The organism is Paraburkholderia sp. CNPSo 3281 (assembly GCF_024206515.1).
Lineage (GTDB): Bacteria > Pseudomonadota > Gammaproteobacteria > Burkholderiales > Burkholderiaceae > Paraburkholderia > Paraburkholderia nodosa.
In genome coordinates this window covers 59,070-82,928 of sequence record NZ_JAMBPS010000006.1, presented here as the reverse complement: position 1 = coordinate 82,928, position 23,859 = coordinate 59,070, and the positions used below count along the sequence as shown (strand labels likewise).

Genomic DNA, 23,859 nt, shown 5'->3' with positions numbered 1-23,859 from the left:
GAGGCGCGCACGCGCCTCTTAAACGCCCAATCGCCGGCCGACGTGGCGTTTCACGCCTCGTCACCTTGCGTAGATATGTGCGGGGACGCCTCGCGTTCCGCCCACGTTTTCCATGCGCGATGGAGCCGCCCCGCGGAGATCGGTTGCAGGAAACCGAGCCACTGCCCTACCTGATCGGTATCCACGCCGCGCTCGAACAGGTCCGCCGCGAACGTGTTGCGCAAGGTCTGCGGACTCGCGCGCTCGGCGCGCGTTTCCGCCACGCCGGCTGCTTCCATCAATGCGTCGATGGCGCGCAGCACCGTGGCCTTGTGCATGGGGCGCCCCGAGGGTGAGCCCGGAAACACCAGCTGGCCTGGCAGTCCGGCCAGGCGGCGCGCTTCGAGCCAGGCGCCGAGCACGTCGACGGCAAATGGCGTCAGTCGCGTGACGCGCGTAAACGCCGGGTTGGCGGCTTCGATCGTGACCCACTCCGAGCCGATCGCCACGCAATCGAGCGTGAGCGCGATGGCGTCTCCCGTTTTCAATCCGCCGCCCAGAAAGATGGCGACGAGCGCCCGGTCGCGGCGTTCGCGCCATCGTTTCGCAGCCGATGGCTCGACGAGCGGCGAGAACAACTGGCCGATGATCGCGGCGCGCTCGGCGGGCGAAAGGAAGCCGGTCGGCTCGTTTTCGCGCGCATTGCGCCATGCGGCCTCGCCGTCCTGGGCGATGAAGCGCGCCGGATTCGTCGAGGCGAGTTCGATTTCGCGCACGTGATCGAGCACGCGCTCGATGAGCCGCAGGTAGCGAAGCCGTTGCGGCTTCTTCACGTCGAGGCTTGCGACGAATTCGGCGATCGTGCCGGTATCCACGGTCATGATCGTCTTGCGCCTGAGCGCGAGCCATTCGAGAAAGCGTCCCCATTGCACGCGATAGACCTCGGCGGAGGAACGGCGCAAGTCCTGCGAGGCGAGCCAGGCGTCGAACGCGGCGACGGGGTCGCGTTGCCAGTCCTGGCGTTGCTGGTCGAAGAGGTCGCGTGAGGAAGTGGAGGACGCCATCTCTATCATTCCGTTAGTTGCGTAACAAGGCCATTATAGCGATAGCGGGATCCTGGCTGCGGCTATTGTTCCGCGCGATGCCGCGCCGGCCTGCGATCAACCACCCCAAGCCCTTGCACGCCGTACAGCGTCGGTGCGTCTTGCCTGCCGGCGCGATTCTTCCGCGCCTTGGGCGGCGCGTTCGTAGGCCGAGACCGCGAACGCGAAGACGGCCGGCAGCGCATTGGAGTGTCCGAAGTCGACGGTCTCGTCGGTTTCCGGCCAGGCGAGGTCGCCCGGCCGCTGAAAGAGGCCAAGCATGAGGGCGTCGTGGCGGCTGGCGAAGCCGAGATCCGCCAGGGCTTCGGCCTCGATGGCATGCAACAGGCGCCAGGTGAGCGGCACCTGCCGCGCGATATAACGCTGCGCGATGTTGCGGACGATGTGCTCGAGGTCGCGCGCAGCGGCCTGAAAGCGCAAGGCCGCCAGAGCGGGCTCGCGCGGCAGTTCGGTGGGGAGGGACATCGACGGCTCCAGTCGGACTTTCACTGTATAAATATACAGTAGTCAGTCCGATTGCGCAGCCTCGTCCGTTCGGTCAGGGCGAGCGGTGAGGCGGTCCGTCAGCCATGGATCACCACCAGCAGCGCGCGTGCCTCGCCCTTGCCGGCGTTGCGGATCGCGTGCGGCTGATCGGCGATATAGCGCGCCGTGTCCGCGGCCCTCAGGCGCTGCGTCGCGCCGGCCGCCTCGACCTCGATGCTTCCCTGCAGCACCGTGAGATGCTCGCGCGTGCCCGGTTCGTGCGCGGCCGACACCAGCGCCCCGCCTGGCTTGAGCGTCAACTCATACCATTCGAAGTGGCCGGCCAGCTCGATGGGCCCCCACACGCGCAACTGGTAACCCGCGTCGTGGCCGTGCAGCGTCGGGATGTCGTGCGGCCCGGCCACGGCGATCGCTTCGGGCGCCTTCGGGGCGGCGAACAGCGAATCGAGTTTGACGCCCAGCGCGTTCGTGAGCCGCCAGGCCACGGCAATGGTCGGGTTCGCCTTGTCGCGCTCGATTTCCGATAGCATGGATTTTGAGACGCCCGCGGCGCGCGAGAGGTCGTCGAGCGTCATCTTGCGCTCGGTGCGCAGCCGCTGGATCTGCTCGCCCACGCGCGGCGGCGTGGTGGCAGGTACGGCGGATGCAGCCGGTACGTTGGTTGCAGCGGATGCGGCCGACGCCGGGGCGTCGGCAACGGTGCCCGCCGGGGCGGTGCGCGGTTTGCGGGTGCTTGCCATTCACGGCCTCATCGATTAGAGTGCGTTCGACATATCGAACTTGAGTTCGAAATAAAGGAAATTTTCGCCAACGGCTGACGGCGACTATAGCAAACCGCAGGCAAACCGCAGGCATGTCGCAGCAAGACTGCGGCAGGCCGCAGCGTTGTGAGGAGCACGATTCATGCGTACCCCGTATCTCGACCACTTGCGCGCGACGCTCGACCAGATCCGCGCCGATGGCTTCTACAAGAACGAGCGCGTGATCGCCACGCCGCAGTCGGCCGACATCCGGCTCGCAGACGGCAGCGACGTGCTCAACTTCTGCGCGAACAACTACCTCGGCCTAGCCAATGACGCGCGGCTCATCGCCGCCGCGAAAGACGGCCTTGAGCGCGATGGCTTCGGCATGGCGTCGGTGCGTTTCATCTGCGGCACGCAAACCGTGCACAAGCAGCTCGAAAGCGCGCTCGCCACGTTTTTGCAAACTGAAGACTGCATTCTCTATTCCAGTTGTTTCGACGCGAACGGCGGTCTCTTCGAAACGCTGCTCGGCGAGGAAGACGCCATCATCAGCGACGAACTCAATCACGCGAGCATCATCGATGGCGTGCGCCTTTCGAAGGCGCGCCGCTACCGCTACAGGAATAACGATCTTGCGGATCTCGAAGCCAGGCTGAAAGAAGCCGACGAAGCCGGTGCACGCTACAAGCTCATCGCCACCGACGGCGTGTTCTCGATGGACGGCATCATCGCCGACCTCAAGGGCATCTGCGATCTCGCGGACCGCTACGACGCGCTCGTGATGGTCGACGACTCGCACGCGGTGGGCTTCATCGGCGAGCATGGGCGCGGCACGCCCGAGCACTGCGGCGTCCTGCAGCGCGTGGACATCATTACCGGCACACTCGGCAAGGCGCTGGGTGGCGCGTCGGGGGGCTATATCGCGGCGAAGCAGGAAGTCGTCGACTTGCTGCGCCAACGCTCGCGCCCATATCTTTTCTCGAACACGCTGACGCCGAGCATCGCGGCCGCCACGCTTGCGGTGCTCGAACTGATTGCAAGCGACGAAGGCGCGCAACTGCGCCGCCGGGTGCGCGAGAACGGCGCGCAGTTCCGCCGCGAAATGAGCGCGCTCGGCTTCACGCTCGTGCCCGGCGAGCACCCGATCATTCCGGTGATGCTCGGCGACGCCCAGGTCGCCTCGAAAATGGCCGACGCGCTGCTGCACGAGGGCGTCTACGTCATCGGCTTTTCGTATCCGGTCGTGCCCAAAGGCCGCGCGCGCATTCGCACGCAGATGAGCGCCGCGCACACGTCCGCGCAGATCGGGCGCGCCGTCGAGGCGTTTGCGCGCGTAGGCCGGCAGCTCGGCGTGATTTAACAAGGATTGCGCATCAAATGAAAGCACTCGCCAAACTCGAACGCGCGCCCGGACTCACGCTCACGCGCGTGAAGAAGCCCGAAGTCGGCCATAACGACGTGATGATCAAGATCCGCAAGACAGCGATCTGCGGCACGGACATCCATATCTGGAAATGGGACGACTGGGCCCAGAAGACCATTCCGGTGCCGATGCACGTGGGCCACGAATACGTGGGCGAGATCGTCGAGATGGGCCAGGAGGTGCGCGGCTTCCAGATTGGCGACCGCGTGTCGGGCGAAGGGCATATCACCTGCGGCTTTTGCCGCAACTGCCGCGCGGGGCGGCGCCACCTGTGCCGCAACACCACGGGCGTGGGCGTGAACCGCGAAGGTGCGTTCGCCGAATACCTTGTGATTCCGGCCTTCAACGCGTTCAAGATTCCGCCCGAGATCTCCGACGATCTCGCCGCGATTTTCGATCCGTTCGGCAATGCCACGCACACGGCGCTTTCGTTCAACCTCGTGGGCGAGGACGTGCTGATTACGGGCGCGGGGCCGATCGGCATCATGGCCGTGGCGATCGCGAAGCACGTGGGGGCGCGCAACGTCGTCATCACGGATGTCAACGACTACCGGCTCGAGCTTGCGCGCAAGATGGGCGCGACGCGCGCCGTGAACGTTGCGCGCGAGTCGCTGCGCGACGTGATGAACGAACTGCACATGACCGAAGGCTTCGACGTGGGCCTCGAAATGTCGGGTGTGCCGAGCGCGTTTACGGCGCTGCTCGAGTCGATGAACCACGGCGGCAAGGTGGCGCTGCTCGGCATTCCGCCCGCGCAAACCGCCATCGACTGGAACGAGGTCATCTTCAAGGGGCTGGAAATCAAGGGCATTTACGGCCGCGAGATGTTCGAGACCTGGTACAAGATGGTCGCGATGCTGCAGAGCGGGCTCGATCTCTCGCCCATCATCACGCACCGTTTCGACGTGGATGACTACGAGAAAGGCTTCGCGGCCATGCTTTCGGGCGAGAGCGGCAAGGTGATTCTCGACTGGACCACGGCCTGAACGCGCATTGATTTGGTGAGGCTTTTACGGCGCTGCGCCCGGCGCCGGCTGCTCGAATTCGGCCTCGATGCGCACGTCGATCTCGTCGCCCACGGCGGGATACCAGCTCGTCAACCCGAACGCCGAGCGCTTGAAATGGCCCGATGCGGTGAAGCCGAGCGTGGGCTGCTTCGTGAGCGGATTCGGCGCGTAGCCGTTCAAGGTCACGTCGAGCATGACCGGTTGCGTCACGCCGCGGATCGTGAGATTGCCCGTGAGCCTGCCCCGCCCTTCGCCCGTGCGTTCGAAGTGCGTGCTCGTGAAGCCGATCTGGGCATAGCGCTGCACATCGAGCATCTGCGGTCCCTTCACCATGGCGTCGAGTGCGCCGACGTTGGTGTCGAGGCTCGTGGCGTCGATGGTCGCGTCGACGGTGGCCGCTTCGAGGCCGCCTGCCTGCCAGTCGAGCGTCGCCTGTGCGCGGTCGAAGCGCATGACGAAGCGCGTGTAGTGGAAGTGATCGACGTCGAACACGATGCTCCAGTGATGCGCGTCCATCACGTAGTGTCCCGCCCGCACGTCGGCTTCCGTGCGGCTCACGCTGTGCGTGACCACGCGCAGCGGCGTGCACGCGGCGAGACTCGCTGCGCACAGCGCCACGCACAAGGCGCGGCGCGAGCCGCAAACGAGAGGCGCAAGCGATACCAGCGGCCGGTCTTTCATCTCATCTCCCTTTGACTCGTCGACACCGTAATGACGTTTGGCGACGTGTGTTTCTTCCATCCGGTTCGCGAAGCATAACGCGACGGGGCTGGATCGCAGCGACCCGCGTCGTTGCCCAACCGGGTCACGCGCACATTGCGCGCGGCACGAAACTCGGGTCTCATACGCCCATTGGAGCCCGAACGAGCGGAGAGCCGCCCATGCCAGCCACGAACCACGCCGTGCGTTTTCACGCCACGCTCGTGCGCGACGTAGACGCGATGACGGCCGCCACGGCGCGCGCGTTCGGGCGTCACACGCACGACCAGTACGGCATTGGCGTGATCGATCGCGGTGGCCATGTCTCGCTCAGCGATGCGGGCCAGGTTGAGGCCGTGCCGGGCGACCTCATCCTCGTCAATCCGGGCGAGGTGCACGACGGCCGTCCGCTCGACACCGCCGGGCGCGCGTGGCGCATGCTGTATTTCGAGCCGCGCTGGGTCGACGCGCTGCAAGCCGACGTCACGCAAGGTGACGACGCGGCTTTTGCGCTGCACGCGCCGGTGATCAGCGAACCGCGTTTGCGCGCGCTGTTCGATGCGGCTTTCACACACGTAACCAACCAAAACAGCGACCTCTCGCACATGGCCTTCGACGCCGCCGCGCTCGAGGTGATGACGCGGCTCGTCGAGGCACTCGGCCACCGACGCGCGCTCGCGCAGTCTTCACCGGCGTCGCTTGCGCGCGTGCGCGAGATGATCGACACCGACCCGGCCCAGCCGTTCTCGCTCGCCGAGCTGGCGCAGGCGGCGGGGCTGAGCCGCTTCCAGCTCCATCGCGGTTTCCTGCGTGCGTTCGGCGTCGCGCCGCACGGCTACATCCTGCATCGCCGCGTGGCGCTCGCGCGGCGCCTGCTCAAGGCGGGCCATGCCCCGGCGCAGACCGCGCTGGCCGCCGGTTTCTGCGACCAGAGCCACCTGAACCGCGCGTTCGCGCGGCAGTTCGGCGTATCGCCGGGGCGTTACCGGCTCGCGCGCGCGGTATGAGTCGCACGCGCGCCAGGCGCTGACGCACAACGATCCAAGACGGCGCGTCGTGGTGAGCCTATACAGGCGTATCACCACGAGGAGCGCTCCATGTCGATACGATTGCCGTCGCGCGAAAACGCGCGGCGCTTGACCCTCTCCCCCCGATCCGTCGCGCAGGCGCAATTGACGGCGGCCATGCTCACCGTCGGCAGCACGGTCATTGCGAGCAAGGCCATCGGCGCCGGGCTCGATCCGCTGCCTGCCACCGCGCTGCGCTTCGGGATGGCGTTGCCGGTTTTTCTGCTGCTCATGCGTCTCAACGGTACGGCGTTTCCGCGTCCCGGCCTGCGCGACGCGCTATTGCTCGTCGCACAGGCGGCCATCGGCAGCGTCGGCTATACGGTCTTGCTGATCGCGGGCACGCAGCGCACCTCGGCGAGCGACGCCGGCATCATCCTCGGCACCCTGCCGGCCGTTTGCGCGGTGACGGCGGCGCTGGTGCTGGGCGAGCGGCTGCGTGCGAGCACGCTTGTTTCGGTGACGATCGCGAGCCTCGGCGTGGCGCTGGTCACGCTCGCACCCGGGCAGCATCGCGATGGCGCGCGTTCGCTCACGGGCGACGCGATGATATTCGGCGCCGTCGTGTGCGAAAGCCTGTTCGTGCTGCTGAACAAACGGCTGTCGCGGCCGTGGCCGCCCCTTGCGCAGGCAAGCGCGATGACGGGAATCGGCTTCGTCGTATCGGGCTTATGCGCGCTACCCGGCTGGCTGGGCGCCGCCCACGCCGTGCCGTTGAACGCCGTGCTTGGCGTGGCGTATTACGCGCTCGTGCCGACCGTGGGCGGATTCTGGCTCTGGTACGCGGGTGCGGCGCGCGTGCCAGGCGGCGAGGCCGCGGTGTTTACCGCGATGGCGCCGGTATCGAGCGTGGGGCTGGCCACGGTGGTGCTCGGCGAGCCGCTTACGCTCACGCGCGTCCTGGGCCTCACCCTGGTCGTGGCCGCCGTGTTCGCGGTTTCAGGACGCTCGCTTTGGGATCGCATTAGCGCGCAGCGCGGCGCGCGAGAGAGCAAAGTATCTTGACTTGGGAGAATGATCGTTCTACATTGCGGGCTGGGAGAACGATCATTCTCCCGCCGATCTTCGCCATCCCGCCGCAATCGCGCTGAACGAGACTAGTCATGAGCCCGCTCGCTGTAACGAACCCCGAAGCGAACGCAGACGCGCCGCAGGCCGACGCGCGCGAGCGCCTGCTCGAAGCCGCCGAGGCGCTGATCTACGCGGGCGGCATTCACGCAACGGGCGTCGATGCGATCGTTCGCGCGGCGGGTGCGGCGCGCAAGAGCTTCTACACGTATTTCGAATCGAAAGACGCGTTGGTCGCGGCTGCGCTTGCGCGGCGCGACGAGCGCTGGATGCGCTGGTTCGTCGCCGGCACGCTCGCGCGCGGACGCACGCCGCAGGCACGCCTTGTCGGCATGTTCGACGTATTGCGCGAGTGGTTCACGTCCGAAGGCTTTCACGGTTGCGCGTTTCTCAACGCCGCCGGCGAAATCGCGTCGCCCGACGACCCCGTGCGTGTGGTCGCGCGCGAACACAAGGAGCGCCTGCTCGACTTCGTGCGCGAACAGAGCGATGCGTGGGCCGCGAGCATCCGCGTCGATCGCCGGGTCGCCGCCCGCCTCGCGCGTCAATGGCTGATCCTGATCGACGGCGCGATCGGCGTCGCGCTAGTAAGCGGCGACGCCGATGCGGCGCTCGACGCACGCGCGGCAGGCCGGTCGTTGCTCGACGCCTTCGCACCGAAAAGCGGTTCCGGTTCCCGCAGCCCATCCCAAACCCGATCCCCATTGCGCGCACCGTCCCGGCGCGCCGACCCACGCAAGGAGCAAGACCATGAGTGATTCGCCCGAAGTGCGTCCGCCGCTGCCGCCGTTCACGCGCGAGAGCGCCATGCAGAAGGTGCGCGCCGCGGAAGACGGCTGGAATACGCGCGACCCGCAGCGCGTTTCGCTTGCGTACACGCCGCAAAGCGTGTGGCGCAATCGCGCCGAGTTCGTGACGGGCCGAGAGGCCATCGTCCAGTTGCTCACGCGCAAGTGGGCGCGTGAACTCGACTATCGCCTGATCAAGGAGTTGTGGGCGTACACGGACAATCGCATCGCGGTGCGTTTCGCCTATGAGTGGCACGACGATTCGGGCAACTGGTTCCGCTCTTATGGCAACGAAAACTGGGAATTCGACGCGAACGGCCTGATGGCGCATCGTCACGCATCGATCAACGACTTGCCGATCCGCGAGGCGGATCGTCTCTACCACTGGCCGCTCGGGCGCCGTCCCGACGATCATCCGGGCCTCTCCGACCTCGGCCTCTGACGCTTCGCTTTCATCGGGACGACTCGCTACGCTGGCACCATGCCGGCAGCGAGCGCGTTGCCCGATCCGGGCCTGGACTCCATTGCGCACGCATCGGGTTGCGGTACAGTTCGTCATTCACCGCGAACCAGCAATCAGAAAACGGACGATCCGCAAGTGGATCGGCGCAAGAAAGGACGGAGAGCCCATGCGGTTTTGGCAGAAGCAAGGTGGCGCAGCAACCATAACGACAACGACGGCGACGACGCAGGCGAAGAGAACGAAACGCGGCGCGGCTGCTGCCCTGCTGCTCCTGCCGCTGCTGCTGTTCGGCACGGCGCAGTCGGCGCACGCGGCGAACTGGTGTAGTTCGGGCCTGTGGGTCGATGCGATGGTGGGCTCGTACCATATCCATCCCGACAAGGACTTCGAACAATTCAACCCGGGCCTCGGCATCGAATGCTGGCCCGGCGATACGTGGGCGCTCACGGCAGGCGGCTTTCGCAACTCGTTGCGCCGGCCCTCTTACTATGGCGGCGCAGTGTGGGCGCCCGAGTTTCTGCACTGGGGCTTCGTGCGGCTCGCGGCGATGGGCGGCATCATCTCCGGCTACAACTATGGCAACTGGGGCCTCGGCCACAACCATACGATCGGGCCCGTGGTCGCGCCTATCGTGATGGTCGCGTACAAGCGCGTGGGCGTGAACTTCATCGTCATTCCGCCGATACCGTCTGACGATCTGCCGTTTACCATCGGGTTTCAGTTGCGGTTCAAGTTCTAGTGGTCCAACGTCCTCCCGCAAACTCTCACCTTTGCAGTTCACCTGACGCCTTTGTCATATTGGCGTCAGTGACGTGCCACGGCCTGACCCTAAGATACGAGCCTTCGCTTCACAGGTGCGCGACGTGACGCGCTATCCAAGTCAGAGGAAAAGAATGAAGAAGTTCACACGTATGCTGATCGCCGCAGGCGCACTAGCCATGAGCGCCGGCGCCATGGCCGCCGCGGCGCCTGAGCCCACCTGGTTGCCCGCAACGGCGGCTGCAAGCCTGCAGAATGCGAGTGCGATCGTCGAAGGCGCGAATGGGTCGAATGTGAGGTCGACGCTTTATGTCTTTATGGACCCAAACTGTATTTACTGTCACCTGGTGTGGAAAGCGCTGCAACCGTATGAAGCGATCGGCCTGCAGGTGCATTGGATTCCTATGGGCTTTCTGAAACCCGATTCGGCGGGCAAGGCGGCCGCGCTGCTGGAGGCGAAAGACGGCGCCGCGCTGCTCAAAGAGCTGGAAACTCACTACTCGGAGAAGGACGAGTCGGGCGGCATCGCCCCGCTCGCGCACATTCCCGCGGCCGACAAGAACAAGCTCGACGACAACATCAAGCTCTTTCAGGACCTCGGTTTCGACGGTACGCCTACGCTTATTTATCAGGGCTCGGGCGGACGCTGGGCCAATGTCGGCGGCTTGCCGAAGCTCGGCGATCTGCCGGGCATGCTGAATCTGCCGGCGCAACCGATCACCGATGCCGAGTTGCAGAAGTATCGTTGAGCGCGCACGGCGGTGAGTCATTCACCGCATCGTGAGTTCACCGATACAACGATAGGTGAGGAGTTCCAGGAGTCGAATGTCGAGCGCTCCTCCCGAAAAGCCTCACCTTTGCGTTCACGGCCCAAGTTTCAGAACTTGTAATCGGGATTCTTCGGATCGAATGCTTCGTCGTTGAATGACTTCGGCGTGATGCTGTCGATGACGATTTTCTCGAACATCTGCCCGTCGTCCCCATAGGCTTCGACGGTGCGGAAATACGGATGCCGCAGATCCAGCCCGAGCGTCTGCTTCTTCGCGTAGAACTGCGGCTTGCCGCTCGGCGAAACGTAGGTGAGCGCCACCACGCGCACGCCGTCTATCGTTTTCACCTCGACTTGCGGCTTGTAGGACGCGCCCACTTCCACGTACTTCTTCGCGTCGGTCATGAACTGGCTCACGATGAATTCGGTGCCGAGATCGGTAATCTTGTGATTCGACTGCGAGCGTGCGAGCGTGCCGTCGAGCGCGGTCCACATCGGCATCACGCCGAGCAGGCCGCCGAGGTGGCCGTACATTTCGTCGCGGCGCTTCGAGGCGTCGTAGATCACCTCCTCGCCCGAATGATCGCCGTCAGGCAGCCATTTCGCGTAGATGCGCAGCGGCTCGTGCTCCAGCTTCACGACCATGTGCGCGGGCTTCGCGGGCCACTTGCCGTTCAGGCGCTCCCAGCGCGACAGCACGAATTCGTATGAGGGATAGCCCGCCGGGCCGAGCTTGATGAGCGTGGGCACGACGAGCGGGTCGAACGCTTCGAAGAGCGCGGTGAGCTGCGCGTCGTCCAGCTTCGTGAGCGCGTCGTTCTTCTGCGCGCGCTGCAGCCAGCGCACCTGTTGATCGACGCTCAGTTTCGCGACTTCGGCGGCGGGCGTTGCGCCTTGGGATGCGTTGCCTGTTTCTGCGCCGTCTCCTTGGGCGAGCGCCGTGGCGCTGGCGAGCACGAGTGCGGCGCACGCGAGGAGCGTGCGTGCCTGATGAACTTTCATCTCCTGTCTCCCTTGATGAATGCTTGCCGCCCACACGTTCCCACGCGGACCGACGCATTTTCAGCTTCGCGATTTCGCCTCACGCAGCGCACGCCGCGTGGCAACGCCGGCTAAGTCGCGGACGGATTGCCCAGCACGCCCGGTGCAGGCATTCCGATGTCCGTGCCCGGCTGATCCGCCTCGATCGCGCGCGCGAGGCCCGCGTGCACCGTGCCCGTGAGTGCGCAGAGCAGCCAGTCGTAGGTCGTGGACGGCGCGGTGACGGGCAGCATGTGGCCGCCGCTCACCACCTTGAGCGTCACCTGGCTTGTGAGGCGGCTGAGCGCATCGCCATGTCGGGTCCAGTTGAGCACGACGTCGTCGCGTCCGAACAGAATATCTACGGGAACGCTCAATTCTGCGTAGCGTCGTTCCATCTGCGCGAGATCGTCGGCGTCTTCAATCGCGATGAGATCGGCGGAGGCGTTGTAGAAGCCGCTGGGCCGCAAGCTCAACAGTCCGCCGCCACGCGTGCGGAAATCGCTTGGCACGGCCTCGGGCGCGAATACCTGCTTGAGAACGGCGGAACTGGTCGCGAGTCCAATGGGCGTCGCGAACGTGCGCGCCACGAAGCGACGCACGGCGTTCGAGCGCAGCACGAGCGCGCGAAAGGCTTTCGGCACCTCGGTCTGTACGTGCGTGAGCGGCGCGATCAGCGCGAGCCGCGAAACGGCGTGCGGGTGATCGAGTGCGATGGCCAGCGCGATCGCGCCACCGAGCGAGTGCCCGACGAGCGCCGGCGATTCGAGGCCCAGTGCTCCGATGAAGCGCGCGACCGTGCGCGCCTGCGCGCGGATATTCGCCGACGCGTGCGGCCCGCGTGTGGAGTAGCCGGAACCTGGGCGGTCGATGAGTATCACGCGATGTTCGCGCGCGAGCGCCTGCATGGGTAGCCATGCGAAGTTGCGCATTTGCCCGCTCAGCCCGTGAATGAACACAATGGGCGGCCCGTTGCCGAACTCGACGTAATGAATCCGGTCGCCGCCGATGTCGATCAGTTGGCCGTCCATCGGCACGGCGGCTTCGATGCGGCGCGTGGCGCGTCGCGTGAATGCGGCGAGCGCGGCGAGTGCAGCCCCAGCGGCAACGACCGCGGCAGGCAGGGCAAGTAGGTTCACTGGCGGTCCTCTGTGTGCAGGTTGGGGTCGAAGCCTTGTACGCATGGCGAAGCGCACGTGGCAAAACGCGCGAAGCGCGCCGCGATCTGCCGTGCCTCGCTCACCACGGCCCAATGCGGCGCGGCGATGATTTCGCGCTGGTGTGCTCCGAGCCAGCGCTCGACGCCTTCGGACATGGCCGGGGTCACGTAGCGGTCGAAACGCGGCACGATGATCTGCACCGGAATACCTGTGTGCCACGACTTCAGCAACTGCGCGGGAACGCGCGGCTTGAGAAAAACATGGTCGAGACAAGGACCGGAAATCGAGGTGTACGAAACGATCCGCGAGGCGTTCGCCGGATCGGTCACGGCTTCCCAGCACTGGATCGACCCCCAGTCGTGCGCCAGCAGATGAAACGCACGCGTGCCGCAGGTGGCATTGGCGACCGCTAGCAGATCGCGCGCGAGTTGCGCGAGTGCGTAGCCAGAGCGGGCACGCGGGGCAACGGATGCCTCCATGCCGCGCACGTCGTAGGCGATCACGCGAAAGCGCGTCTCCAGTTTGCTGCGCAACGCGTTCCAGATGCGCGCCGAGTCGGGGTAGCCGTGCACGAGCATGACGGGCGGCGCATCGTTGGGCCCACTGACGTAGACCGCGAGGCGGACGTCGTCGGACCGGACGAACACGGGTTCGGGCGCGCCGCGCATGACCTGCCTCACACTGCGCGCGGCGTTGCCGCCGGATGCAGCGGCACGCGGCGCGGGGCGGCGCGCGAGGCGTACTGCGCGTTGGTCTCGTCGATCTGCGCAACGAGGCCGTCGAGGCGCGCGAGATGCCGCCGGTTGTCGTGATCCCACGGATGAAAGCCGGGCTTGAAAAAGCGCAGCCATTCGAGCGCGATGCCGGGGAACACGCCGTGACGCGGCCCGTAGAGAAACTTCACGAGCTTCCCCATGCCGCGCACCTTGCCCTGGCGGCGGCGGTGCGCGCGCAAGAGCGCGAGGTGATAGTCGAACACGATGAGCCAGAAGAGAACCGTGGTGGCGAGCATCGTACCGGTTCGCATGAGATAGCGCTTGACGCCCGGCTCGATCACCAGATTCCAGACATCGAACGAGACCGACTTGTGCTCGGTTTCCTCCAGCGCGTGCCAGAGCCACATCTGCTTGTAGCCCGCCACCGAGCCTTCGATGCGCGTGCCCGTATCGGCGAGCAGCAGGTCGGCGAGCATGGCCGTGTAGTGTTCGAGCGCCACGGTTTGCGCGAGTTGCAGCGAAGGCGGCAACACCTTGCGCGCGAAGTTGAGGATGGCCCACAGCCGCTTGTCGAGCTGGTGCGCGGGCAAGCCCGCCGCCTGGAGCAAGTCGTTGTATTCGACGTGTTCGCGCGTGTGCATCGCTTCCTGGCCGATGAAGCCCATGACCTGCTTCTTGAGTTCGGGGTCTTCGATGCGGTCGCGGTAATGCCGCACCGAATCCATGAAGAAGCGCTCGCCCGCGGGAAAAAGCAGCGAAAGCGCGTTGAAGAAGTGGGTGACCGGCACGCCCTCGACGTGCCAGTCACAAGCCCTTTCGGGCGGCAATGCGAAGCGGATGTCGCGCCGTATCGGCATCATGTTATGGCTCCCTGTTGTGTGCCTGCTGTTATTCATTGCGTGGCGGCGGACCCGCGCGCGGCGCGGCGGCGTGCCTTCGCGGCTTCGCGCCGCGCGCTCGTCACGACCAGCGCCTGGTAGGCGGCGGGCAGCGTGCGCGAGAGCCAGTCCGCCGCGCGCGCGTCGCGGCCAATCAGCACGCGCCGTGCGTTGCGCTTCACGCCGCTCAGGATGGCGCGGGCCGCGTCGTCGGCGGTGGTGATGAAGAACTTCTCGAAGTCGTCCTTGCCTTGCTGCTCGCTCGCCACCATGAAGCCCACCATGTTGTGCGCCACGCGGCTCGATTGCGCGATGTTCGTACGGATGCCGCCTGGATGCACGCAGGTGGCGGACACGCCGCAGCGCATCATGTCGAGTTCCTGACGCAGCGCTTCGGTGAAGCCGCGCACGGCGTATTTGGTCGCGTTGTAGCCGCTCATGCCTGGTTGTGCGAAGAGACCGAACACGCTCGATGTATTGACGATGTGTCCGTCGCCGCTTGCCTTCAGATGCGGCAGAAATGCCTTCGTGCCGTGCACTACGCCCCAGAAGTTGATGTTTACGATCCACTCGAGGTCGCTATACGCCATGCCTTCGATGGTGCTCGACAACGCGACGCCCGCATTGTTGAAGACGAGATTGACGCCGCCGTGCGTGGCCGCCGTCTCGTCGGCCCACGCGAATACGGCGTCGCGCTCGCTCACATCGAGTACGCGCGTGCTCACGCGCACCGAAGGGGCAAGCGCGCCCACGATGCGAGCGGTCTCCTCGAGCGCCGGGGCGTTCCGGTCGGCGAGCGCGAGATGGCAGCCGGCGCCGGCAAGCTGGAGCGCGAGCGCGCGGCCCATGCCCGAACCGGCTCCGGTGATGGCGGCGACCTTGTTGTCAAAGCGTTTCATGGGCGGGCTCCGGGTGGGTTGGGTGCGCCCGTTCAGGCGGCCTCGGTGGGTTGCGTGGCAGCGGTGAGCGGCGCTTCGTGCTGCGTGGCGCGCGGCGCGCGATAGACCTGGTAATCCGCGAGGGAGAAGTGCGCCGTGGCGCGGCGAAAGCGCCAGGTGAAACCGGGCCACAGCGCCGTGTTCCGGCCGTTGCGCGGGTCGAGATACCAGCTCTTGCAACCGCCCACCGACCAGATCGCGCGGCCAAGCTTGTTCTGGATGCGCTCGTTGTAGCGCGCTTCCACATAGGGCCGCACGTCGATCGAATCCGCGCGGTCATTCTTCATGGCGGCGAGCGCGCCGAGCACGTACTCGATCTGCGATTCGATCATGAACAGCATCGAGTTATGGCCGAGGCCGGTGTTCGGGCCGACCAGCATGAAAAAGTTCGGATAACCAGGCAAGCTCGTGCCGAGGTAGGCATGCGCGCCATTGCGCCAGGTCTCGACGATATCGATGCTGCCGCGGCCCACGATCGCGCCCGGCGGGAATGGATCGGCCACCTGAAAGCCGGTGCCGTAGATCAGGCAATCGACCTCGTGATGCACGCCGTCGGCGGTCACGACGCCGGTGCGGTCCACCCGCGCGATCGCATTCGTCACCACCTGCACGTTCTTGCGCGAGAGCGCCGGATAGTAGTCGTTCGAAATGAGCACGCGCTTGCAGCCGATCGTGTAGTCGGGCGTCACGGCCGCGCGCAGTTCAGGATCGGGCACCTGGTGGCGGATATGGCGTAACGCGAGCTTCTGCACGTTCTTCATGAGCGCCGGATGCACCGCGAAGCCGAGCACACGCGTTTCGAGCATCCAGTAGAGCCCCGCGCGCGCGAGCGCTTGCGTAAAGGGCAGCGTGCGGAAGAGCCATTGTTCGAAGCCCGAAATGGCGCGGTCGGGCTTGGGCATGATCCACGGCGGCGTGCGCTGGAAGAGCGCGAGTTGCGCCACGCGCGGCGCGATCTGCGGCACGAACTGGATGGCGCTTGCCCCCGTGCCAATGACGGCGACGCGCTTGCCGTCGAGCGCATAGCCGTGGTCCCAATGTTGAGAGTGGAAGGTCTTGCCTTCGAAGGTGTCGAGTCCCGCAAGCGCCGGCAACGCGGGGCGCGAAAGGCCACCCATGCCCGAGATCAGCACGCGCGCGCTGACGCGCCGGCCATTGGCGAACGCGAGGCGCCAGCAGTGCGCGGCCTCGTCCCATGTCGCGTTCGTGAGTTCGTGCCCGAAGTTGAGCCACGGAAAAAGCCGGAAGCGATCGACGCAGCGGTTCAAATAGGCGCGTATTTCGGGCTGCGGCGCGAACATGCGCGTCCAGCGCGGATTCGGCGCGAACGAAAACGAGTACACATGCGATTGCACGTCGCAGGCGCAACCGGGGTAATGGTTGTCGCGCCAGGTGCCGCCCACGGAGTCGGCCTTCTCGAACACCGCGAAGTCCTGGTTGCCGCTTTGCAGCAGGCGGATCGCCATGCCAAGGCCGGCAAAGCCAGTGCCGATGATGGCGATGCCGATCGCGTCGCCGGTACGGGCGGGTGCGTTCATCCGGAGCGTCTCCCTGTTGTCGATCCATCTATGACTGTGACATTGATGGATGTAAACATAGTGCGATCGGCGCCGATGCGCAAGGGGCTAGATTCAGCGCTCTAACACATGAACAACCGTAGGGGCGTAAGGGGGCGCGAGCGCGCGAAAGGCCGCCTGACGGGGCCTTTCACGCGTTCGGCAAAGCAGAAACCAGCAGGGAGGGCGTGCGCGTTTAACGCTTCTTGAGCGCGGTTTTCTTCGCGGGGCGAGCGGATTTTGCTGCAGCCGGCGCGCGTGCGGCGCTCTTGCGGGGCGCGGATTTGGGCGCGCGCTGCTTCGCGGCGCCGACAGGCACTGAGGCGACCGAAGGCGCGGCTTCGCTTGCGCGCTCGCGGCCGAGCGTCTTGTCGAGGATCGTCGCGACCCGGCCGCCCAGGTAGTCGCTCGACTGCGCTTCGAGCGCGCGCAGGATCTCGTGCTCGACGAACACTGTGGAAAGCGGCCGCAGCCGCCAGATCGCGTCGACGAGCGCGGGCATGTCCGTGGCCGGCGGCAGCGCGCCCTGATCGTAGCGATCCAGATGGCGCACGACCATTTCCACCAGCACGCGCGCGATGGCGTCGAAATGCGGACGCGTTTCTTCGAGCACGTCGAGCAGCTCGCGCGCGGGAATGCCCTCGCGCACGGTCGCGGCCGCCGCGTCGAGCATGCCCGGATTGCGCGAAACGAAGGAGAGCCCCTGGCGTTCGAGCAGCCCGAGGTCCGCGAGACGCGCAAGGCTGCTCGGCGCTTGCGGCCCGAACAGCTTGATGAGCTGCGGCAGCGAATATGTTTTCGGCCGCGCGTGCGACCAGGGACCGCCAATCGCATTCTCCAGGCCGAGGATCGAGCGCAGGTCGCCACCGTCGTCGATCGCCAGGATGAGATCCTGAATGTTGGCGAGCGTGTAGCCGCGCGCGAGCAGATGGTGAATGAGCTTGAGCCGCGCAACGTGCGAGTCGTTGTAAATGCCTACGCGCCCGCGCTTCTCGGGCGGCATGAGCAGGTCGCGGTCCTGATAGGCGCGCACGTTGCGCACCGTCGTGCCCGCGACGCGCGCGAGTTCGTCGACGGTGTATTCGCTGTCGGTGGCGCGCTCGGGCGCGGTACCGGTTACGGGGGCTTTGGGCGTTTTCGGCATGCCGCGATTTTAGCGCGAGCGGCCCGGCCCACGCGAGCGCGCCTGGGTGCACGCTCAGGTCCGTGCCTCGCCGCGGCGTTTCTCGCCCTTACGCGCATGCGCCGCCTCGCCGCTATGCAGGCACGGCGCGCCCTTAGAAGCGGTAGGAGAGCGCAAGGAACGAGATGATCGGATCGGCCTTGAGGTCGGCCCGGCTCACGCCGAGCTCGCTGCCGTCCGCTGCCTTGACGATCACCGAAGACGTCGTCTTCAGCGGAATATAGGTGACCGACGCAACGATCCCCAGATGCTTTGTGACGTTGTAGGTGGCCCCGAGATTGAAAACCGGCGACCACGACGACGACGCCTTCGCGCTGATCTGCGTTTGCCCCGGCTTGCCCGCGCCCGCCGCGAGCACGGAGCCGAGATCGTCCTGGGTGGCCTTCACGAAGTTCGGATTGAGCTGGATATCCGAGAACCAGTTGTACGACACGCCGATGCCGAGGAACGGGCGGAATTTCGCATCGGCGTCGCGAAAGTAGTACTGGAAGATCAGCGCCGGGCTCCATTGTCGCACGCTGCCGACAACGGGGTTCGTCGCCGGATCGCTGAGATTCTGGCTGCCGAGCGCGCCCGCCGGGCCTGGCGGCTTGATGGTGCCGTGACCATAGAGCTTGAAGGTGGGCGGCACGCCCGCCACCGTGGTGAGCGCGATATGGTCCGTGAAGAAGTGGCTGATGACGAGGCCGACCGTATCCGCGTTCGATGCCGAAAGCCCCGTGCCCGCCGAAGTAAACGAGCTGGGCAGCCGCAGCGGCGTGTTGATCGGCACGGGCGCGACGTCCGTGGTGAGCGGCGTGCTCGAATTCTGCGTCGTGACGTGAAACCAGCCGAGTGCGACGACGTTGTCGCCGGCGTGCTGCGCGTACGCGCTCGCCGTCAGCCCGGCGGTCAGCGCCGCCACTGCAATGCGTCTCATGATGTCCCTCCCAGGAGCGGGTGTGCCTTACCCGCGCGCGGCGGCGCGATGCATGCTTCGGGATACCCGGCATGCGTCGTTCGCCTTTGCTGCGCGCGCCTTTGTGGCCCGGCCACCGCCGCGTTGCGCGACGGCCGGGAGTGGCCACCTCGTGAATGGCGCGGTTCGCCGCGCCGGTTATTGTTCGATGATTTGCTTCGTGATCCTTATTGAACGAACGCGCCAGCCGTGAAGTACGGGTCCGATGGCGTCGTCATGTCGAGGTAGCCGAACACGCCGCCCGTGAAGATCATCTTGCCGGTGGGTGTCGCACCGGTGGAGGCGCCCACGTGCGTGGTCGTCACCGTGCCCGGTACGGTCTGGGTGAAGTCCAGATCGAGCGCCGTGGCGAGCGCGGCCTGCGAGGCGTTGAACGGATCGAGCAGCGTGGCCTGCGTGCCCTCAAGCGCGAGTGTGCGATAGTCGAACTGGCTGTCCACGCCGATGTATTCGCCGTTCTGCGAGCCCTGCGCGATGGCCGTTTGCGGCGCGAGCACCGAGATGCCCGATTCGTCGTCGGCCACCGGGCCCGTGGCGCCGCTTTGCGGATCGACGCCGACCTGCGGATACGCCACGCCGGCGCGCACGAGCACGGGCACGAGCTGGCCGCGCAACTTGCCGACGATCATGAAGCCCTTGCCGGCCGGCTCCGTGGTGACGAGCGTCGGCTTGACCTGCCCCTGGAAGTGATCGGTTTCGAACGCGCCGCTGCCATCGGCCGACTGCGCGAAGTTGGTGCCGGGCTGCTGGCATTTGCCGGCGTTCACGCCCGTGTTGTCGCATTCGGCCCAGGTGCCGTCGGCGTTGATCGTGATCTTCGCGTCGACGGCAGCGGGCTGGAAATTCTGCGAAGGCACCTGGTGATAGCCGAGCTGGCTGTACGTGCCGGCGACGTTCGCGAGATTCGTTTCGATCGCGGAGAAGCCGATGAACGGGTAGTACGGGAATGTCGTGTCCGGCACGATGCCAATCCCGCCCGAGCCCTTGTAGGCGATCTCGGCGCCCGGAATCGTGCCGCCCGCCACCCCTTCGCCAATGAATACGCGCGCCGGGCGGTTGGGATCGAGACTCGCGCCATTCAGGCGGAACGCGCACTGGTTGAGCTTCGCCGTGGGGAGACCGGTTTCCGCCGTCAGCGTGCCGGCGGCGACCTGGCCTTTGCGCGTGGGCGTCACGGTGCCGGTGGTCTGCGGGATCGGCGACTCGACATAGGTGATCTGCCAGGTCATTTTGGCCGTGTCGAGCTGCAGCTTGACGAGTTCGCCGTCGCCGCCGCCGCCGGTGTACACCGTGTTGTAGTCGAGCGAAGTGGGGCAAAGCGCTGCTTCCACGAGCGGCGGGCTACTGCTGCTGCCGTTGCCGCCACCGCATGCGCTGAGCGCTGCGATCAACGGTGCGGCAAGCGAGAGCGCCGCGTAAAGTTTCCATTTCATACCGCGTCTCCAGAGTCTTGTTGTTGGCGAGAGCGCCTGCCAGTCATTCGTAGTGCGAAATTAAGGCGGTCGCGACGGCTCGGACTGGCGTGACCGCCTGATGGACTACTGTGGCTGGATCAGTGCACCGACACCGAAGTAAGGCTGATTGGGCGTGGCGCTGTTCGCCGAACTGGCCGTGACCCCGCCGTTTTCCTCGCCGTCGATGAAGATGCCGTAAAGGCCGCCCACCGCAATCAGATTGCCCGCCTTGCCCTGGGTATCGGTTACGCCGATCAGGCCGGGGTGCGTCTGCGTGTAGTCGAGCGTGAACTGGCTCTGGGTCGTCATCGTCGAGGGCTTGAGGAAGCCGGCCTGCTGGCCGTTGATGAGCGTTGCCGTGTAGGCGAAGTTCGAGTCCGCGCCAATGTAGCTGCCGTCGAACGCGCCCGACGTGAGCGTCGTGGCGGGCGCGAGCAGGGCGATGCCGGACTCGTCGTCCACGGCGATCTGGTTGCTCAGGCTGATGGTTTCGTTCACGTAGCCGGTGCGCACGACCACGGGCACGATGGCCCCGTTGAGCTTGCCGAGGATGAGGTGCCCGGCGCCGCCCTGGCGACTGACGATGACGTTGTTGCCGAGGCTCAAGGGGAACGGCAACGGTGTGGGTGTCTCGATCTGCGGTGCGTCGGCGCTGTCGAAATAGCTGCCGCTGGTGCTTGCCGTCCAGGCATTCGCAGCGGTTGCGCAGCTCGTGTTGGTCGCGCCGCCGGGCACGCTGCAATTGCCGCTGGCGTCGTACTGCTCCTGTGTTACCTTCGCCGCCGGCGCAAAACTGCTGGAAGGCAGGATGTGATAAAGCAGCGCGTTATACGAGCCCTTGAGATCGGCGAGGCTCGTGCTCACCGACGAAAAGCCGACGAACGGATAGAAGTCGAATGTGCGTGGCGCGACGCCGCTGAAGAGCAGATTCGCGGTGGTGTCGCCGTCGATGTTCACGGTCGCGCCAGGAATGCCGCCGCCCGCCACGCCAAAGCCAACATAGATCGTGGGCGGATTGTTGGCGTTGTACGCCGTGGTGTAGGTGTTGCCGTTGATCGTGCCCGTGCCCGCCTGAAGCTGGAACGCACACGTGATCTGCGCGGCGGTTGGCAGCGAGCCCGCGGGCGGATGCTGCACGGCACCCGTGATGGTGAGGCCCGCACGCGTGTTTTGCGCCGAACTCGCGGCCACGGGAATTGGCGAGGCGAGGAACGAGAGCTTGTACGTCATCTTCGTCGGGTCGATGTTCAGGCTCACGACCTCGCCACTGCCCGCACCGCCCAGATACGTGTTCGCCGCGATGTCCGCAGCGGCGGGACACAGCGCCGTGGCCGTAGGTGCGCTGCTGGGCGGGCCCTGGTTCGCGCATGACGAACCCGAGCATTGCGCCGGGGTGATGGGTGCCGGATTACTGGCGGTACCTCCGCCGCAGGCGACCAGCAAAGGGGTCGCGGCCGCGGCCAGCATCAAGCTGCTGCGGACAATGCTCTCCAACATTTTTCTGCCTCCCTGTGTCGTATTTATGCGCAGAAGATTGGATCATGACATTGACCACTGTCAATTGAACGAACCGTCTAAAACGCGAGACGAGGTCGCTTCTGCCTGATGCTTCGCGGTTTGTGCACGCAGCAAGCGGGGTTTTTCCCGAGGCCGCCGTGCACGCGCCGCGCGCCCCTGCGCAATTGGCGTGCCTGAAAACGCCTCGTTGACATGTCATCGCGATTCGTTGCGTGCGCGACGGTCGCTGAAAGGCAGGGGAAAGCCGGCGATGGAATCGAGTTAGCTGATCAGTTAGTTCGGATTGCAGATGAGTTAACGTACCGTCCGATGGTGAGGATATTCGGGAGAAGGCAATGCGCCGCAATGCTGGGCGGTGAGTACTTACGGGAATGGCCGGGGCGAAGCACCGCACAAACATGCGTAACACGGTGGGCATCGCAAAGAAAACCAAAGGTGAGCGTGTGCGGGAGCATCAGTTCACTGAAGTGTGCGCCGCGCGGTTTTTCGTCGCACCGTTTCGCACATCGGCGGTCGGGTTCAAGTCTACGTGGCGCGCGTTACGCAACCCAAAGGTGAGTGTTTCCGGGGACGTGTGCGCAACGCGAGGCGTTGCTGCGCCGCGGCAGCGTCGCCGCGGCCGGGTCGTGATTCGCGGTATAGTCATTCGCGACAAGAGACCTCGTTGTGCGCCCAGCGCCTCACCGCCGCCGCGTTCGAGCGGTCTGCAACGGAGTTATCCATGGGTATCCTGGACAGGCTTTGGCCGCGCGCCCGCGTGAAGCAGGCGCCGGAATCGCCGCAAATCCAGACGCTGATTGGGCGTCTGCTCGTGCTCAGCCCAACGCTCAAACTCGTGCCCGAGTGGCGAGAGCGGCTTGCGCCCGCGCTCGCGCAATCGGTCGCGTACGTGCGCGACGTGGTGGACCGCATGCCGCCCGCGCGCGAAGCGAGTGCCGCCACGTGGTCGAGCGACCCCTATATCCACGCGTTTTTCGCCGCGCCCGACGAGGTCGGCCATGTACTGAGCCGCTCGCCAGAACTGCATGCCTGGTTCGAAAGTCATCCGCTTGCGCGCGAGACTTACGCGGTGCTCGGCATGGCCCTGAACGAGCGGCGCGCCTTCGGTGCCGAGCAGCATGGCGACGAGGTGCACACCGATGTCATGCAGACGACGTTGAGCTTCGACGACCATCAGGTGCGCGTGTGCGGCGAAACCGAAAGCGATCTTCGCGAGCAGATCGTGCAGCGCGTGGTCGAGCAGATCGCACTGGAAGGCCTCGAGCAGATCGGCGCTGACGAGTCGCGCCGCGACATGCTGGAACAGGAGCGCGCGCTGCTCAGAACGCGCCTGCAACTGCTCACGCGTCACGGCGCGGGGACGCAGCGCATGCTGGGTGAGTACGCCGTGCAAAACGTCGCCGAAGTGGCGAAGGTCGAGGCGCAGATTGCGCAGAACGAGAGCGAGATCGCCGCGCTCGGCCTCAAGAGCGAAGCGCTCGAACACCAGCTCACGGTGATTTGCAGGGTGCTCGCGAATCCCGCGCAATACACGAACGTCGAAATGCGCGAGATCTGCCTGAGTCCGATGAATGTCCTGCTCGCGAACGGCGGCCCGGGCAACAGCGCCTCGATCATGTTTCCGCTCGCGCGGCTGCCGTCGAGCCCGCAAGGTTTGCGCGCCTTCTCTCTGGTGCGCTTCGCGCGCGCCGACCTGCAACCGTTGCCGCGCGTGCTCGTGGAAGACAGCCGCTTCATGATCTGAGCGCGGCGTCGCGGTCATAGGTGAGAAGATCCGGGAGCCGTGTGCATGGCATTGCGACGGTTCGTTGACAAAGCGTGGCGAAATCACCGTCGCGCGTGATCGGCTGCGGAAGTTTCGTGATCCCGATGGACAGGAGAACCTGGTTCTGCCGCGCAAGATTTTCCTGGTAGTCCCAGGTTAAGGGATGCGAATATTGCCGACTACCAGGTGTTGGCAGTCGAAACCTTGCGCGCTCGAGCGCGAGAAGCCGAAAGGTGAGCGTTTTCGGGAACTGTGATCAACGGTGCGAAATTGCGCACCGAATCGCTAACCGCTTATGCCAAAAGCCCCTTTTACAGGGGCTTTTTCGTCAACGGGCGCGGCATCGGTGCAGGTATGTC

Annotated in this window: 23 protein-coding genes; 9 read left to right on the top strand and 14 right to left on the bottom strand. The window is 65.6% G+C overall.

The window, feature by feature from the left end:
• Positions 1-50: 50 nt before the first annotated feature.
• The 3 genes from M3I56_RS09280 to M3I56_RS09270 all read right to left on the bottom strand — a co-directional run bounded on the left by M3I56_RS09280 (position 51) and on the right by M3I56_RS09270 (position 2,308).
• Positions 51-1,043, bottom strand: coding sequence for a tyrosine-type recombinase/integrase (locus tag M3I56_RS09280; RefSeq protein ID WP_254353551.1), 993 nt, complete (start codon positions 1,041-1,043; stop codon positions 51-53).
• Positions 1,044-1,139: 96 nt separating this feature from the next.
• Positions 1,140-1,547: a DUF2471 family protein gene (locus tag M3I56_RS09275; protein WP_254353550.1), complete on the bottom strand. Its 408-nt coding sequence runs from the start codon at positions 1,545-1,547 to the stop codon at positions 1,140-1,142.
• 98 nt (positions 1,548-1,645) lie between these two features.
• Positions 1,646-2,308 carry a helix-turn-helix domain-containing protein gene (locus tag M3I56_RS09270; protein WP_254353549.1) on the bottom strand — a complete coding sequence of 221 codons (663 nt, stop codon included), beginning with the start codon at positions 2,306-2,308 and terminating at the stop codon, positions 1,646-1,648.
• A 163-nt stretch (positions 2,309-2,471) separates the two neighbouring features.
• On the opposite strand from M3I56_RS09270, the gene M3I56_RS09265 reads away from it, so the two are divergent.
• On the top strand, positions 2,472-3,671 hold the full coding sequence (locus M3I56_RS09265; protein WP_254353548.1) for a glycine C-acetyltransferase: 1,200 nt from the start codon (positions 2,472-2,474) through the stop codon (positions 3,669-3,671).
• A gap of 17 nt (positions 3,672-3,688) precedes the next feature.
• Complete coding sequence (gene tdh / locus M3I56_RS09260; protein WP_254353547.1) at positions 3,689-4,720, top strand: L-threonine 3-dehydrogenase; 1,032 nt, start codon at positions 3,689-3,691, stop codon at positions 4,718-4,720.
• 24 nt (positions 4,721-4,744) lie between these two features.
• Here the strand turns inward: tdh and M3I56_RS09255 are convergent, their stop codons facing one another.
• Positions 4,745-5,422, bottom strand: a complete 678-nt coding sequence (locus M3I56_RS09255; RefSeq protein ID WP_254353546.1) for a YceI family protein — start codon at positions 5,420-5,422, stop codon at positions 4,745-4,747.
• Between the two features lie 200 nt (positions 5,423-5,622).
• Here M3I56_RS09255 and M3I56_RS09250 point away from each other — a divergent pair, with 200 nt between their 5' ends.
• From M3I56_RS09250 to M3I56_RS09225, 6 genes are all read left to right on the top strand, one after another.
• On the top strand, positions 5,623-6,447 hold the full coding sequence (locus M3I56_RS09250; protein ID WP_254353545.1) for an AraC family transcriptional regulator: 825 nt from the start codon (positions 5,623-5,625) through the stop codon (positions 6,445-6,447).
• Positions 6,448-6,537: 90 nt separating this feature from the next.
• The gene (locus M3I56_RS09245; protein ID WP_254353544.1) at positions 6,538-7,512 is read left to right on the top strand and encodes a DMT family transporter; all 975 of its coding nucleotides are present in this window, start codon (positions 6,538-6,540) and stop codon (positions 7,510-7,512) included.
• A 98-nt stretch (positions 7,513-7,610) separates the two neighbouring features.
• Complete coding sequence (locus M3I56_RS09240; protein ID WP_254353543.1) at positions 7,611-8,333, top strand: TetR/AcrR family transcriptional regulator; 723 nt, start codon at positions 7,611-7,613, stop codon at positions 8,331-8,333.
• Positions 8,326-8,805, top strand: a complete 480-nt coding sequence (locus M3I56_RS09235; RefSeq protein ID WP_254353542.1) for a nuclear transport factor 2 family protein — start codon at positions 8,326-8,328, stop codon at positions 8,803-8,805. The genes M3I56_RS09240 and M3I56_RS09235 overlap by 8 nt, the downstream gene beginning before the upstream one ends.
• 187 nt (positions 8,806-8,992) lie before the next feature.
• The gene (locus M3I56_RS09230) at positions 8,993-9,565 is read left to right on the top strand and encodes a hypothetical protein (protein ID WP_254353541.1); all 573 of its coding nucleotides are present in this window, start codon (positions 8,993-8,995) and stop codon (positions 9,563-9,565) included.
• 115 nt (positions 9,566-9,680) lie between these two features.
• A complete protein-coding gene (locus tag M3I56_RS09225) occupies positions 9,681-10,334 on the top strand; it encodes a thioredoxin fold domain-containing protein (RefSeq protein ID WP_254353540.1) in 654 nt (217 codons plus the stop codon).
• Between the two features lie 128 nt (positions 10,335-10,462).
• Here the strand turns inward: M3I56_RS09225 and M3I56_RS09220 are convergent, their stop codons facing one another.
• The 10 genes from M3I56_RS09220 to M3I56_RS09175 form a co-directional block, all read right to left on the bottom strand.
• Positions 10,463-11,356: a DUF1571 domain-containing protein gene (locus M3I56_RS09220; protein ID WP_254353539.1), complete on the bottom strand. Its 894-nt coding sequence runs from the start codon at positions 11,354-11,356 to the stop codon at positions 10,463-10,465.
• Positions 11,357-11,466: 110 nt separating this feature from the next.
• Positions 11,467-12,513 carry an alpha/beta fold hydrolase gene (locus M3I56_RS09215; protein WP_254353538.1) on the bottom strand — a complete coding sequence of 349 codons (1,047 nt, stop codon included), beginning with the start codon at positions 12,511-12,513 and terminating at the stop codon, positions 11,467-11,469.
• The gene (locus M3I56_RS09210; RefSeq protein WP_254353537.1) at positions 12,510-13,202 is read right to left on the bottom strand and encodes an alpha/beta fold hydrolase; all 693 of its coding nucleotides are present in this window, start codon (positions 13,200-13,202) and stop codon (positions 12,510-12,512) included. The genes M3I56_RS09215 and M3I56_RS09210 overlap by 4 nt, the downstream gene beginning before the upstream one ends.
• Before the next feature lie 8 nt (positions 13,203-13,210).
• Positions 13,211-14,110: a metal-dependent hydrolase gene (locus tag M3I56_RS09205; RefSeq protein WP_254353536.1), complete on the bottom strand. Its 900-nt coding sequence runs from the start codon at positions 14,108-14,110 to the stop codon at positions 13,211-13,213.
• A gap of 32 nt (positions 14,111-14,142) precedes the next feature.
• Positions 14,143-15,027 (bottom strand): SDR family oxidoreductase, encoded by an 885-nt coding sequence (locus tag M3I56_RS09200; RefSeq protein ID WP_254353535.1) that lies wholly within the window; start codon positions 15,025-15,027, stop codon positions 14,143-14,145.
• 32 nt (positions 15,028-15,059) lie between these two features.
• A complete protein-coding gene (locus M3I56_RS09195) occupies positions 15,060-16,604 on the bottom strand; it encodes an NAD(P)/FAD-dependent oxidoreductase (RefSeq protein ID WP_254353533.1) in 1,545 nt (514 codons plus the stop codon).
• Between the two features lie 214 nt (positions 16,605-16,818).
• Positions 16,819-17,766 (bottom strand): MerR family transcriptional regulator, encoded by a 948-nt coding sequence (locus M3I56_RS09190; RefSeq protein WP_254353532.1) that lies wholly within the window; start codon positions 17,764-17,766, stop codon positions 16,819-16,821.
• A 133-nt stretch (positions 17,767-17,899) separates the two neighbouring features.
• On the bottom strand, positions 17,900-18,724 hold the full coding sequence (locus M3I56_RS09185; protein ID WP_028202816.1) for an OmpW family protein: 825 nt from the start codon (positions 18,722-18,724) through the stop codon (positions 17,900-17,902).
• A gap of 206 nt (positions 18,725-18,930) precedes the next feature.
• Complete coding sequence (locus M3I56_RS09180) at positions 18,931-20,196, bottom strand: DUF2957 domain-containing protein (protein ID WP_254353531.1); 1,266 nt, start codon at positions 20,194-20,196, stop codon at positions 18,931-18,933.
• A gap of 105 nt (positions 20,197-20,301) precedes the next feature.
• On the bottom strand, positions 20,302-21,714 hold the full coding sequence (locus M3I56_RS09175; protein ID WP_254353529.1) for a DUF2957 domain-containing protein: 1,413 nt from the start codon (positions 21,712-21,714) through the stop codon (positions 20,302-20,304).
• A 742-nt stretch (positions 21,715-22,456) separates the two neighbouring features.
• Between M3I56_RS09175 and M3I56_RS09170 the strand changes: the two genes are divergently transcribed.
• Positions 22,457-23,479, top strand: coding sequence for a hypothetical protein (locus M3I56_RS09170; RefSeq protein WP_254353528.1), 1,023 nt, complete (start codon positions 22,457-22,459; stop codon positions 23,477-23,479).
• The last annotated feature ends 380 nt before the right edge of the window (positions 23,480-23,859 follow it).

Coding starts and splice junctions, on each gene's coding strand:
- M3I56_RS09280 (WP_254353551.1), bottom strand. CDS start 1,043: ATGGCGTCCTCCACTTCCTCACGCGACCTCTTCGACCAGCAACGCCAG.
- M3I56_RS09275 (WP_254353550.1), bottom strand. CDS start 1,547: ATGTCCCTCCCCACCGAACTGCCGCGCGAGCCCGCTCTGGCGGCCTTG.
- M3I56_RS09270 (WP_254353549.1), bottom strand. CDS start 2,308: ATGGCAAGCACCCGCAAACCGCGCACCGCCCCGGCGGGCACCGTTGCC.
- M3I56_RS09265 (WP_254353548.1), top strand. CDS start 2,472: ATGCGTACCCCGTATCTCGACCACTTGCGCGCGACGCTCGACCAGATC.
- tdh (WP_254353547.1), top strand. CDS start 3,689: ATGAAAGCACTCGCCAAACTCGAACGCGCGCCCGGACTCACGCTCACG.
- M3I56_RS09255 (WP_254353546.1), bottom strand. CDS start 5,422: ATGAAAGACCGGCCGCTGGTATCGCTTGCGCCTCTCGTTTGCGGCTCG.
- M3I56_RS09250 (WP_254353545.1), top strand. CDS start 5,623: ATGCCAGCCACGAACCACGCCGTGCGTTTTCACGCCACGCTCGTGCGC.
- M3I56_RS09245 (WP_254353544.1), top strand. CDS start 6,538: ATGTCGATACGATTGCCGTCGCGCGAAAACGCGCGGCGCTTGACCCTC.
- M3I56_RS09240 (WP_254353543.1), top strand. CDS start 7,611: ATGAGCCCGCTCGCTGTAACGAACCCCGAAGCGAACGCAGACGCGCCG.
- M3I56_RS09235 (WP_254353542.1), top strand. CDS start 8,326: ATGAGTGATTCGCCCGAAGTGCGTCCGCCGCTGCCGCCGTTCACGCGC.
- M3I56_RS09230 (WP_254353541.1), top strand. CDS start 8,993: ATGCGGTTTTGGCAGAAGCAAGGTGGCGCAGCAACCATAACGACAACG.
- M3I56_RS09220 (WP_254353539.1), bottom strand. CDS start 11,356: ATGAAAGTTCATCAGGCACGCACGCTCCTCGCGTGCGCCGCACTCGTG.
- M3I56_RS09210 (WP_254353537.1), bottom strand. CDS start 13,202: ATGCGCGGCGCGCCCGAACCCGTGTTCGTCCGGTCCGACGACGTCCGC.
- M3I56_RS09205 (WP_254353536.1), bottom strand. CDS start 14,110: ATGATGCCGATACGGCGCGACATCCGCTTCGCATTGCCGCCCGAAAGG.
- M3I56_RS09200 (WP_254353535.1), bottom strand. CDS start 15,027: ATGAAACGCTTTGACAACAAGGTCGCCGCCATCACCGGAGCCGGTTCG.
- M3I56_RS09195 (WP_254353533.1), bottom strand. CDS start 16,604: ATGAACGCACCCGCCCGTACCGGCGACGCGATCGGCATCGCCATCATC.
- M3I56_RS09190 (WP_254353532.1), bottom strand. CDS start 17,766: ATGCCGAAAACGCCCAAAGCCCCCGTAACCGGTACCGCGCCCGAGCGC.
- M3I56_RS09185 (WP_028202816.1), bottom strand. CDS start 18,724: ATGAGACGCATTGCAGTGGCGGCGCTGACCGCCGGGCTGACGGCGAGC.
- M3I56_RS09180 (WP_254353531.1), bottom strand. CDS start 20,196: ATGAAATGGAAACTTTACGCGGCGCTCTCGCTTGCCGCACCGTTGATC.
- M3I56_RS09175 (WP_254353529.1), bottom strand. CDS start 21,714: ATGTTGGAGAGCATTGTCCGCAGCAGCTTGATGCTGGCCGCGGCCGCG.
- M3I56_RS09170 (WP_254353528.1), top strand. CDS start 22,457: ATGGGTATCCTGGACAGGCTTTGGCCGCGCGCCCGCGTGAAGCAGGCG.